13 protein-coding genes are annotated in these 11,923 nt (G+C 53.8%); 6 read left to right on the top strand and 7 right to left on the bottom strand.

All coding sequences use genetic code 11. The features are described 5' to 3' along the window. Nucleotides 1-114: 114 nt before the first annotated feature. A complete protein-coding gene (chaA, locus tag AC1MDE_RS15670; protein WP_058960212.1) occupies nt 115-1,206 on the top strand; it encodes a sodium-potassium/proton antiporter ChaA in 1,092 nt (363 codons plus the stop codon). 69 nt (nt 1,207-1,275) lie between these two features. On the opposite strand, the gene kdsA is transcribed toward chaA, so the two are convergent. Genes kdsA through hemA form a run of 6 tightly spaced genes read right to left on the bottom strand, consistent with a single transcriptional unit; the run spans nt 1,276 to nt 6,587 of the window. Then, nucleotides 1,276-2,130 carry a 3-deoxy-8-phosphooctulonate synthase gene (gene kdsA, locus AC1MDE_RS15665; protein ID WP_058960213.1) on the bottom strand — a complete coding sequence of 285 codons (855 nt, stop codon included), beginning with the start codon at nt 2,128-2,130 and terminating at the stop codon, nt 1,276-1,278. Nucleotides 2,131-2,157: 27 nt separating this feature from the next. After that, nucleotides 2,158-2,967, bottom strand: coding sequence for an invasion regulator SirB1 (gene sirB1 / locus AC1MDE_RS15660; RefSeq protein ID WP_034824266.1), 810 nt, complete (start codon nt 2,965-2,967; stop codon nt 2,158-2,160). Next, nucleotides 2,964-3,362, bottom strand: a complete 399-nt coding sequence (locus tag AC1MDE_RS15655) for a SirB2 family protein (protein WP_058960214.1) — start codon at nt 3,360-3,362, stop codon at nt 2,964-2,966. Before AC1MDE_RS15655 ends, sirB1 begins: the two co-directional genes overlap by 4 nt. A 14-nt stretch (nt 3,363-3,376) precedes the next feature. Continuing rightward, a complete protein-coding gene (gene prmC, locus AC1MDE_RS15650) occupies nt 3,377-4,207 on the bottom strand; it encodes a peptide chain release factor N(5)-glutamine methyltransferase (RefSeq protein ID WP_058960215.1) in 831 nt (276 codons plus the stop codon). Next, the gene (gene prfA, locus AC1MDE_RS15645; protein WP_034824272.1) at nt 4,207-5,289 is read right to left on the bottom strand and encodes a peptide chain release factor 1; all 1,083 of its coding nucleotides are present in this window, start codon (nt 5,287-5,289) and stop codon (nt 4,207-4,209) included. The genes prmC and prfA overlap by 1 nt, the downstream gene beginning before the upstream one ends. 41 nt (nt 5,290-5,330) lie before the next feature. Beyond that, nucleotides 5,331-6,587 carry a glutamyl-tRNA reductase gene (hemA, locus tag AC1MDE_RS15640; RefSeq protein ID WP_058960216.1) on the bottom strand — a complete coding sequence of 419 codons (1,257 nt, stop codon included), beginning with the start codon at nt 6,585-6,587 and terminating at the stop codon, nt 5,331-5,333. A gap of 217 nt (nt 6,588-6,804) precedes the next feature. Between hemA and lolB the strand changes: the two genes are divergently transcribed. The 4 genes from lolB (at nt 6,805) to AC1MDE_RS15620 (ending at nt 10,768) form a co-directional block, all read left to right on the top strand. Then, a complete protein-coding gene (gene lolB / locus AC1MDE_RS15635) occupies nt 6,805-7,428 on the top strand; it encodes a lipoprotein insertase outer membrane protein LolB (RefSeq protein WP_034824277.1) in 624 nt (207 codons plus the stop codon). Further along, a complete protein-coding gene (gene ispE, locus AC1MDE_RS15630; protein ID WP_167347109.1) occupies nt 7,428-8,282 on the top strand; it encodes a 4-(cytidine 5'-diphospho)-2-C-methyl-D-erythritol kinase in 855 nt (284 codons plus the stop codon). The genes lolB and ispE overlap by 1 nt, the downstream gene beginning before the upstream one ends. Before the next feature lie 137 nt (nt 8,283-8,419). Then, complete coding sequence (gene prs / locus AC1MDE_RS15625) at nt 8,420-9,367, top strand: ribose-phosphate diphosphokinase (protein ID WP_034824282.1); 948 nt, start codon at nt 8,420-8,422, stop codon at nt 9,365-9,367. Nucleotides 9,368-9,592: 225 nt separating this feature from the next. Continuing rightward, nucleotides 9,593-10,768: a GGDEF domain-containing protein gene (locus AC1MDE_RS15620; protein WP_058960218.1), complete on the top strand. Its 1,176-nt coding sequence runs from the start codon at nt 9,593-9,595 to the stop codon at nt 10,766-10,768. On the opposite strand, the gene ychH is transcribed toward AC1MDE_RS15620, so the two are convergent. Then, the gene (gene ychH / locus AC1MDE_RS15615) at nt 10,765-11,040 is read right to left on the bottom strand and encodes a stress-induced protein YchH (RefSeq protein ID WP_058960219.1); all 276 of its coding nucleotides are present in this window, start codon (nt 11,038-11,040) and stop codon (nt 10,765-10,767) included. The genes AC1MDE_RS15620 and ychH overlap by 4 nt on opposite strands. 260 nt (nt 11,041-11,300) lie before the next feature. Between ychH and pth the strand changes: the two genes are divergently transcribed. Further along, on the top strand, nt 11,301-11,888 hold the full coding sequence (gene pth / locus AC1MDE_RS15610) for an aminoacyl-tRNA hydrolase (protein WP_034824288.1): 588 nt from the start codon (nt 11,301-11,303) through the stop codon (nt 11,886-11,888). The last annotated feature ends 35 nt before the right edge of the window (nt 11,889-11,923 follow it).

The raw sequence follows: 11,923 nt of genomic DNA, 5'->3' as shown, positions 1-11,923 counted from the left end.
TAAAAAGCCTGAAACACAACTGTTGAAAAGTTACACTGCGCTGCGTCAGAAAAGTCATTATATTTATCAGGCACTGATCGCCTGTTTTGTTCTTTTTGCCGGAGAGGATGGTGAATGGCTACACATGAGAAAACCCGACACACCGAGTACTCACTGATTTTCCCGATTGTCGCGCTGACGGTGCTGAGCTTCTTTGGCGGTCAGACGGCATTATTGCCGGTTATCGGCATCAACCTATTGGCGCTGGTCGCCATCCTTTGTAGTGCTTTCAGCGTGGTGCGTCATGCTGACGTGCTGGCACACCGCCTGGGTGAACCCTATGGCTCGCTGATTTTGAGCCTGTCTGTGGTGATTCTGGAGGTCAGTTTGATCTCCGCCTTGATGGCCACCGGCGATGCTGCACCTGCGCTAATGCGTGACACGCTCTACTCCATCATCATGATTGTGACCGGCGGCCTGGTGGGCTTTGCGCTGCTGCTCGGCGGACGTAAATTCGCCACCCAATATGTCAATCTGGCGGGCGTAAAGCAGTACATGATTGCCATCTTTCCGCTGGCGATTCTGGTGCTGGTGTTTCCGAATGCGCTGCCAGGCGGTAACTTTACCACGGCTCAGGCGTTGATCATTGCCGCGATCTCCGCTGCCATGTACGGCGTGTTCCTGCTGATTCAGACCAAAACGCATCAGAGCCTGTTTGTTTATGAGCATGAGGATGACGGTGACGATGGCGATCCGCATCATGGTAAGCCTTCTGCGCATAGCTCGCTGTGGCATACGGTATGGTTGATCATTCATCTGATCGCCGTCATCAGCGTCACCAAAATGAACGCCAACCCGCTGGAGAACTTGCTGACCGAACTGAACGCGCCTCAGCAATTTACCGGTTTCCTGGTTGCGCTGTTGATTCTGTCACCAGAGGGATTGGGGGCGATTAAAGCGGTATTGATGAATCAGGTGCAGCGTGCCATGAACCTGTTCTTTGGTTCGGTGTTAGCGACGATTTCACTGACCGTTCCTGCTGTAAGCATTATCGCGACGCTGACGGATCAGCAATTAGTGTTTGGCCTTGAGCCACCACAAATGGTGATCATGAGTGCCGCGCTGATTCTGTGCCATATTTCATTCTCAACCGGGCGTACCAATGTGCTGAACGGGGCTGCGCATCTCGCGTTGTTTGCGGGTTATTTGCTGACGATTATGCTGTAGCGTCTAACGCTCAGATTCAAAGCAAAAAAAGGCGCCCATCGGCGCCTTTCTTACATCTGGATAACGCAATTAGTTGCTGGTATCCAGTTCCGGGAAGTTCTTCACCAGATCATCAATCGCTTTCATCTGCACCAGGAATGGCTCCAGCTTATCCAGCGGCAGCGCGGATGGGCCGTCGCATTTCGCGCTGTTCGGCTCAGGGTGCGCTTCAATAAACAGACCGGCGATACCCACCGCCATACCCGCGCGAGCCAGTTCAGCTACCTGCGCGCGACGTCCACCTGAAGCCGCGCCGAACGGATCGCGCGTCTGCAGTGCGTGGGTCACGTCGAAGATAACCGGGCTGTTGTTGGTGACCTTCTTCATCACGTTGAAGCCCAGCATATCGACAACCAGGTTGTCGTAACCGAAATTGCTGCCACGGTCGCACAGGATCACTTTGTCGTTACCGCCTTCCGCGAATTTATCGACAATGTTACCCATCTGGCCTGGGCTCACGAACTGCGGTTTCTTAACGTTGATGACTGCACCGGTTTTCGCCATCGCTTCCACCAGATCGGTCTGACGCGCCAGGAATGCAGGCAGCTGAATCACATCAACGACATCCGCCACCGGCTGCGCCTGTGAAGCTTCATGCACATCAGTGATGATTTTCACGCCGAACGCCTGTTTCAGCTCCTGGAAAATCTTCATGCCCTCTTCCAGACCTGGACCACGATAGGATTTGATGGAAGAGCGGTTAGCTTTGTCAAAAGAGGCTTTGAACACGTAAGGGATACCGAGTTTGTCGGTCACTTTTACATAGTGTTCGCAAATACGCATGGCGAGGTCGCGCGATTCCAGCACGTTCATGCCACCAAAGAGAACAAATGGCAGATCGTTTGCGACCTTGATATCGCCGATATTTACTACTTTCTGAGTCATGCCCTTTCCTTATTGTCGAGGTGACGCTTAGTGCAGCGTCACCTGTTTCTGTTCAATTGCGTGAATCTGCACTTTAATCATTTCGCTGACCGGATCTTCTGGACACTGTTCAACGAAGTAGGTCAAATCGGTCAGCGCGATATGTTCACACTCAAGCTGAGCGTAGATTAACCCCCGATCGCGGATTTCATACGGGTCATCGGGATCAATCTGCAGCAGTACCTGGCTGACGTTTAACGCCAGTTCCATCTGCTTCTCTTCCATCAGTGCCGCTTTCAACGTATCCAGCATTTTACGCATCACGTTGATGGTTTTGGCTTCATCCAGATCATCATTGTAGAGCTTCGCAGTCGGGCTGATATTGCCCTTCAGCCACACTTCCAGCGTATGTGTATCCAGCGTTTCGCCGTTGAAAGGGTTGATCAACCACATTTCACCGTCCAGCCAGTCAGCACGCAGAATCAACTGGGTGGGGAAAATCACCGGGATCAGCGGCAGCTCCAGCTCGTCGGCAATGTGTAACAGTATCACCCCCAGCGATACGGCTGTGCCCTGTCGGCTCTTCAGCACTTTATCTATCCACAGCGCATCGGACAAATTGTAGACGCCACTGGCGCCACCAAAGCCCCACTGGCGATAAAACAATTCAAGCAGCTTGCCCAGTTGCAAGTCGGCATCCTGTTCGCTACTGACGTATTCCCGTGCTTCTTCAACTAATGCCGCCAGCTGTTGCTGAACGGATGGCGCAGAAAAATCATTGCGTATGGCGCAGGTTGCGCCAATCACCGCTTCACTCAACGGTGTTTCACTGTAATCAACTAGCTCTGGCGAGGTCATACTATCCCCAATAACGGCATTTTGGTCATCGCCAGCTTAATCACAAACAGCAGTGCTACGATTGCAATCAGACAAGCGATCCAACGTGTCCCCATCTTGCGTGGGCGACGGCTCAATGCCACGGAACCTAAGGCGATGTAGATAATAACCCCTAACAGCTTCTCCGTCAGCCAGCTTCCTTGCGGTGAGAACGGATAAAAGTGTGTGATCACCACCAGCCACACGCCACTGAGCAGCAAAAAGGTGTCATTAATATGCGGCGCAATGCGCACCCAGCGACGCTGTAGCATCGCTGAACCGGTGGTTAACCAGTAAAAACGCAGCAGAAACAAGCTGATCGTCAACGCTACCGTCAGCAGGTGAAAATGTTTAATCAGCGGATACCAGCTTGCCATGGTGCTTCCTTAAATCAAAAAAATTGCCCAAGTGTGACGCGCGGATTGCCGCCATAATCGTTAATGCTGCTGACCTGCTGATAGCCGTGCTGCGTCATGATGGCGCGCACAGCTTCATCTTGTTGCCAGCCGTGCTCCAGCAACAGCCAGCCGCCAGGCTGCAACCACTGTGGAGCACGGTGAATAATCAAACGTAAATCGGCCAGCCCGGCTTCATCGGCCACCAGTGCACTAAGCGGTTCAAAGCGCACATCTCCCTGCTGCAGATGTTCATCGGCGGCATCGATATAAGGCGGGTTACTAACGATGAGATCGAAACACTGGGCGGGAATGTCATCGAACCAGTGGCTGAGCTGGAAACGCGCATTGCTAATGTGCAACCGCTGAGCATTCTCTTCCGCCAGCGCCACGGCTGCTGGGATACGGTCGCAGCCCAGCACCTGGCAGTCAGGACGTTCACTCGCCAGCGCTAACGCGATGGCTCCGGTGCCGGTGCCAAGATCGAGCAAGGAGGACGGTGTTACGGGAATACGTAAGAGCGCCTGTTCCACCAGCACTTCGGTATCCGGACGCGGAATTAATGTGGCATCATTGACGCGCAACGGCAGCGACCAAAACTCACGCTCGCCCACCAGATGCGGAATCGGTTCGCCTTTCACCCGACGCGCCAGCAGCGCATCAAGTTCGGCAAGCTGAGTAGCGTCGAGTTCATGATCGTCAAACGCCACCAGCCAGCTGCGTGATTTTCCCGTTACGAATCCCAGCAAAATCTCCGCATCCCGCTTCGGGCTGTCTCCGCCACAGAGCGCGACCACTGCGTGCTTGAGCCAGTGGCGAATCATCATCAGTCTTGTCCAGCCAGCGCGGCCAGCTGATCGGCCTGATACTCCTGCACAATCGGCTCGATCAGCGTATCCAGCTTCCCTTCCATGGTTTCATCCAGGCGGTACAGCGTCAGGTTGATACGATGATCGGTAACACGACCCTGCGGGAAGTTGTAAGTGCGGTTACGGTCCGAACGGTCGCCGCTGCCCAGCAGGTTACGGCGGGTTGAGGCTTCAGCAGCGTTACGCTTGGCGGTTTCGGCGGCATGAATACGCGCACCCAATACCGCCAGCGCTTTGGCTTTGTTTTTGTGCTGGGAACGTTCGTCCTGACACTCAACCACAATACCGGTGGGCAAGTGGGTAATACGAATCGCTGAGTCGGTGGTGTTAACGTGCTGACCACCGGCACCAGAGGAGCGGAAGGTATCGATCTTCAGATCGCCCGCGTTGATTTCCGGCATTTCTGCTTCCGGCAATTCTGGCATCACCGCCACGGTGCAGGCAGAGGTATGAATACGGCCCTGAGATTCGGTTTCCGGGACGCGCTGAACGCGATGACCGCCGGATTCGAATTTCAAACGACCGTAAGCGCCTTCACCATTAATTCGGGCGATAACTTCTTTGTAGCCGCCGTGCTCGCCTTCGTTGGCGCTAATGATCTCGACCTGCCAGCGGCGTGCTTCGGCATAACGGCTGTACATACGGAACAGATCGCCTGCGAAAATTGCCGCTTCATCTCCGCCGGTTCCGGCGCGCACTTCCACAAAGCACGAACGTTCATCATCGGGATCTTTTGGCAGCAGCAGCACCTGAAGCTGTTGTTCCAGCACTTCACGCTTCTCACGCGAAATTTTTAACTCTTCGTTAGCCATTTCACGCATTTCAGGATCGTCGAGCATCATTTCAGCTGTTTCGATATCTTCCTGCACCTGCTGCCAGTCGCGGAAGCAACGGGTCACATCGGTCAACTGTGCATATTCGCGTGATAAGGCGCGAAAACGTTCCTGATCGCCAATGACGCCGGCATCGCCCAGCAACGCTTCAACTTCTTCGTGGCGTTCCTGGAGGGCTTCCAGCTTGGCAACAATAGAGCTCTTCATGTAATAGAGGGTATCCCAGTGATAGGTCGTGACAGACCAGATTACTCTAAACCGAGGCTGTCACGTAAGATCTGCAGGCGTTCGTTGTCGCCATCGCGCGCGGCCTGCTGCAGTGATTTGGTTGGTGCATGAATCAGACGGTTGGTCAGCTTGTGCGCTAACTCTTGCAAGACTTTCTCGGCATCTGCGCCCTGACGCAGTGCGGCAATGGCACGCTCCTGCAACTCGGCACGCACGTCGTCCGCCTGTGAACGATATTCGCGAATGGTGTCGCCCGCGCTTTGCGCACGCAGCCACGCCATAAATTCGCCACTTTCCTGCACAACAATGCTTTCGGCCTGGACTGCAGCGGCTTTGCGTTGTGCCATATTCTGCTCGATGATCGCTTGCAGATCATCGACGCTGTACAAATAGGCGTTCGCCAGCTTACCCACTTCAGGTTCGACATCACGCGGTACGGCGATATCCACCAGCAGCATCGGCTGGTTGCGACGTGCTTTCAAAGCGCGCTCCACCATGCCTTTGCCAATAATCGGCAGCGGGCTGGCAGTAGAAGAAATAATGATATCCGCATCGGCCAGACGGGTTTCAATATCACCCAACCCAATCACTTCTGCGCCCACCTCATCGGCCAGCAGCTGCGCACGCTCGCGGGTGCGGTTGGCAATCATCAACTTCTGCACTTTGTGTTCACGCAGATGACGCGCCACTAACTCGATGGTTTCTCCGGCGCCCACCAGCAACACGTTGACCGTGCTGAGTGATTCGAAGATTTGACGCGCCAGAGAACAGGCGGCGAAGGCGACAGAGACCGCGCTGGCACCGATTTCAGTTTCGGTGCGAACACGTTTAGCGACGGAGAAGGTCTTCTGGAACATGCGCTCCAGCTCGCTGCTTAGCGCATGGTCACGCGAAGAATCAGCATGGGCCTTTTTAACCTGGCCGAGAATTTGCGGTTCGCCCAATACCAGCGAATCCAGACCGCTGGCAACGCGCATCAGATGGCTGACGGCGGCGTTGTCCTGATGCCAGTAAAGGCTGGCACGGACATCCTCTTCACGCAGATCGTGATACTCGCACAACCAGCGCACCAACCTCTCCTGCAAATCTGTCTGCTGCTCTACGCTGAGATAGAGTTCAGTACGATTACAGGTTGAGAGCACCACACCACTCTGAACCATCGGCTGGGACAACAGGCTATTCAGAGCCTGATCCAGCGTGTCTGGCAGAAACGCAACGCGTTCGCGCAGCGCAACAGGTGCGGTTTTGTGGTTGATTCCGAGAGCAAGCAGCGTCATGGTGATTCGGGTTGGGATGTCCCAATATTTGTCAGGGCTTTGTGAAGCGCATTCTACAAGATGCCACAGATCAAGAAAAGCCATACAAAGGCTATGACTGTAATAAGATTAAACTGATCGTGCGCAATTATCCTTACATCGGCATTGACGGCATAGTATTGGATGGTTAGCGTTATCGGTTACGAAGTAAAAACGTGTCTGAGGAGACGACCACGTGATGCATTTGCCCCCGCGCAAGCTGTTGCGCCTTTTGCCCCTTGCCAGCGTATTGCTGGCTGCTTGTAGCATCAACAAACCACAAGGTCCTGGCCCCAGCACCACCTCACCGCAATGGCAGCAGCATCAGCAAGCCGTTGAGAAAATCACCCAATATCAAACGCGTGGCGCTTTTGCCTATCTTTCCGATAAGCAAAAAGTCTATGCGCGCTTTAACTGGCAGCAAACCGCCGCCGATCGCTATCGTCTGTTGTTAACCAATCCGCTGGGCAGCACCGAGTTGCAGCTGGATGCGCAGGGGTCGGTGGTGCAAATTGTCGATAACAAAGGCAAGCGCTATGTGAGCAATGACGCTGAGAAGATGATTTCACAGTTGACCGGCATGGATATTCCGCTGGCGAATCTGCGTCAGTGGATGATGGGTCTGCCGGGTGATGCCACGGATTATCAGCTCAATAGCAGCTATCAGTTGCAGAGTGTGAATTACAGCCGTAATGGCCAGCAGTGGAAAGTGAACATCTCTGATTACGACAGCAAGGTCAATCCACCGCTGCCGGCCAACCTGGAACTGACAGAAGGTGGTCAGCGTATCAAACTGCGCATGGATAGCTGGACCACGCAATGATCACCACCTGGCCTGCTCCGGCAAAACTGAATCTGTTTCTCTACATTACGGGCCGTCGCGCTGACGGCTACCACAATCTGCAAACGCTGTTTCAGTTTCTTGATCACGGCGACACGCTTGATATCACGCCTGACAGCAGTGGGAACATTACACTGCTGACGCCGTTAGCGGGCGTCTCCGATGACGATAACCTGATCGTGCGGGCGGCGCGGATGTTACAGCAAGCCGCGGTCGTTCGCGGTACGCTGCCCGAAAACGCGGGTGCGGAGATAGCCCTGGAAAAACGTCTTCCGATGGGCGGCGGACTGGGCGGAGGCTCTTCCGATGCCGCGACCGTGCTGGTGGCGCTGAACCATTTATGGCAAACCGGGCTTAGCGTGGATGAGTTAGCCACCCTTGGCGTGCAGCTTGGTGCTGATGTTCCGGTATTCGTGCGTGGTCACGCCGCCTTTGCCGAAGGGGTTGGCGAGGAGATTCAGCCTGCTGAACCGGAAGAAAAATGGTATCTGGTGGCTCATCCTGGTATTAGCATCGGCACGCCGGATATCTTTCGTGATCCAGACTTGACGCGCAATTCACCGATACGCACATTAGATGAACTGTTACAGCGTCCTTTTCACAATGATTGTGAAGCTGTGGCAAGAAAACGTTTTCGCGAGGTTGATGCGCTGCTTTCCTGGCTGCTAGAATACGCGCCGTCGCGCCTGACCGGGACCGGATCTTGTGTATTTGCTGAATTTAGCACCGAATCCGCTGCTCGTCAGGTGCTGGAGCTTGCCCCGAAATGGATTTGCGGATTTGTGGCGCGCGGGCTTAATATCTCGCCGTTGCAACGCACCCTTTCCGGGCTCTAAGCGTTTGCGTGACAGTGCCACCCTGTTCCAGGCACTGCACGTGACGCATTAACACACCCGTATGAACGACTTCAAAAGTATTCGCCGGTTACTTTTGAAACGTTCATTCTCTGGACGCCAAGCCTGAGGTTCTTCTCGTGCCTGATATGAAGCTATTTGCTGGTAACGCCACCCCGGAACTAGCACAACGTATTGCCAACCGCCTTTACACTAGCCTCGGAGACGCCGCTGTCGGCCGTTTCAGCGATGGTGAAGTAAGTGTACAGATCAACGAAAATGTACGCGGTGGTGATATTTTCATCATCCAGTCCACCTGTGCCCCCACCAATGATAATCTGATGGAGCTGGTTGTGATGGTCGACGCGTTGCGTCGGGCTTCTGCTGGTCGTATTACTGCTGTTATCCCTTACTTTGGTTATGCCCGTCAGGACCGCCGCGTGCGTTCTGCTCGTGTGCCTATCACCGCCAAAGTGGTTGCCGATTTCCTCTCCAGCGTGGGTGTTGACCGTGTTCTGACGGTTGATCTGCACGCCGAACAGATCCAGGGCTTCTTCGATGTCCCGGTTGATAACGTGTTCGGTAGCCCAATCCTGCTGGAAGATATGCTGCAGATTGGCCTGGAAAACCCGATTGTGGTTTCTCCGGACATCGGCGGCGTCGTGCGTGCGCGTGCTATTGCTAAGCTGCTCAATGACACTGATATGGCTATCATCGATAAACGTCGCCCGCGTGCGAACGTTTCTCAGGTGATGCACATCATCGGTGACGTGGCAGGTCGTGACTGTGTACTGGTCGACGATATGATCGACACCGGCGGTACGCTGTGCAAAGCAGCTGAAGCGTTGAAAGAGCGCGGCGCGAAACGTGTCTTCGCTTATGCGACTCACCCCATCTTCTCTGGTAACGCGGTCGAAAACCTGCGTAAGTCAGTGATCGATCAGGTTATCGTGTGCGACACTATTCCGCTGTCAGACGAGATGAAAGCCCTGCCAATCGTGCGTACCTTAACGCTCTCTGGCATGCTGGCCGAAGCGATTCGCCGTATCAGTAACGAAGAGTCCATCTCCGCAATGTTCGAACATTAATACATTGCATGAAACCGGGCCCCGCGCCCGGTTTTTATTCCCAACAATCCGCTTCATTTACCGATTAAGCCGCTCTCGCTACAGATATTTTCGCGATAAATTTCGTTAAAATTCGCTATTCTCCCTGCCTTACACTCTTTTCATTCGACACGCGATGCTGCACTTTAGCGGGCCATTGATTAGTGGTATTTTTCTCCACACTTTTTTCTGAGAACTCCGACCACTATGACTCTCGACATTTACACACTATTTGTTTGCGAGCTCTATGTGCTGGGTTTTTTGAGCATTATTTTGGTGTTCGCCTGGGTGGGTGCGCAGTACGATCGCGTGCTGGGGTTCACTACGCTGGCGCTCACATTGACCCTGACAGCGGTGTTTCTCAGCAGTCTGCGCAGTGCTGGATTTGTTTTTCTTCCCATCGCTGTCGGCAACGTGGTGATGATGCTGGCCTATGGCAATCTGCTGAACGCTTTTCGAGCATTCTGCAATAAACCTCTCGGATTCAGCTGGTTAGCGGCTGCATTGTTATGGGCCATTCTATGTACGTTCCCGCAGTTTTACGCCAGCCAACCTAAACGCGTTTTAGTCATATGTCTGCTTTGCATTATTTACACCGGTGCCCTGATTCGCCTGTTGTGGCAATCGCGCGATGCACTGCAGGTGACCTTTTGGCCGGCGCAGATGTTGCTGTGGATCCATCTGCTGTTTCACGTGGCGCGCATTTTCCTGGATGACGCCATCGCTACGCCGGTGCGCGGCGCGATAGCCGGTTCCAGTTTTTCGGTGTACGTGATTCTAGAATCCATTCTGTTTGTGATTGGCCTGACGTTTACCATTCTGGCGATGGTCAATGAGCGCACGCAAATAGCTCACAAACGAGCCTCGCTTCACGATCCCCTGACCAGCGTCTGGAATCGTCGCGCCCTGTTCGAGCAAGCCGACAGATTAGTGGTGCGTAACACGCGAAATCCCCAACCGCTGGTTTACACCGCTGTGCTGTTTGATCTTGACCATTTCAAAGGCATTAACGATCGTTACGGCCATCTGCAAGGTGACCGCGTATTAATCGATTTTTGTCAGGTGGTGCAGGCGTTGCTGCCCGCAGAAAGTCATTTTGCCCGTCTGGGCGGTGAAGAGTTTGCGGCGATTCTGCCGGGCAATAGCGAGGATGCAGAACGGGTGTGTGAGCGTATCCGTCTGGCGACACAGCTGTCGCAGCCCAACGACGTCTGCTATACCGTGAGTATTGGCTATGCTACCGCTAACCATCGCGATCACACCTTCCCGATTTTACTCGGCCTGGCGGACGAAGCGTTATACCGTGCAAAAGCCAGTGGCCGTAACCGCGTCGAACGTTATTTCGTGCAGTTACAGCCGGTGCAGGAAGCCGCTCTCTCTTAATGTGAAGAGTGATTGCGGCGGCAGCGTTTGTCACCGTAATGGCGTAACCAAAAGTAGCGGTCTTCGACACGCTCACGTCCGCTGACGCGTGCCCCCGCCAGCCACAGCAGTGCCCCGACAAAGATGCTGAACATAGCACCATGTGCGAGGAACTGCGGCAGATTTAACGCAGGCAGCTGATTAATAATGGAATAGCCGACGCCTAATACCATCGTCAGTAAACCTAAACACATCAGGCCATTACCTAAATAGCGGCATTGTTGACGTTTCATGATTCACCTCCATCCTTATGAAAAAAGCAAAACAGCACATATGGTTAACTTGTCATAAGTTTAGGCAATGACTGCCGGTTAAGTTGCGTACAGGATCACACATCCTTCACAATCTCTGACATTTCTTTACGGCCAGAGGCTTGATTTCGATAGAAATTGATAAGTCACGCAGAGGTATCATCTGTACTCAGCACCCTTTGTCATCGCCGCTTGCAGGCAGTAAACTATCGCCCTTTCCGCAGCAAGACAGGATAAACATCGTGAGCAGCATTAAACTGATTGTGGGGCTGGCCAATCCCGGCGCTGAATACGCCGCAACGCGCCATAACGCAGGTGCCTGGTATGTGGATTTGCTGGCCGACCGGAACAATCAGTCATTGAAAGAGGAGCCGAAATTCTACGGCTACACTGCACGCCTGTCACTGGCGGGTGAAGATGTCCGTTTGCTGGTGCCCACTACTTTTATGAACCTGAGTGGCAAAGCGGTTGCGGCAATGGCGACCTTTTATCGCATCGCACCGGAAGAGATTTTAGTGGCACACGATGAACTGGATCTGCCTCCTGGCATCGCCAAATTCAAACAGGGCGGTGGTCATGGCGGGCATAACGGTCTGAAAGACATCATCAGCAAGCTGGGCAATAACAATAATTTCCATCGCCTGCGGGTTGGCATCGGTCATCCCGGCGATCGCAATAAGGTTACCGGCTTCGTGTTAGGCAAACCGCCTGCCAGCGAGCAAAAACTGATTGACGATGCCGTGGATGAAGCGGTGCGCTGCACAGAACTGTGGCTGAAAGAAGACAAAATCAAGGCGATGAACCGCCTGCATGCGTTCAAGGCTGGCTAAGCCCAATTCCCGCGCCGCAGAAGGCAATTCTGTGT

The sequence above is a fragment of the Pantoea folii genome (assembly GCF_056678875.1).
The sequence above is the reverse complement of the archived record's forward strand: the minus strand, read 5'-3'. Positions and strand labels throughout refer to the sequence as shown.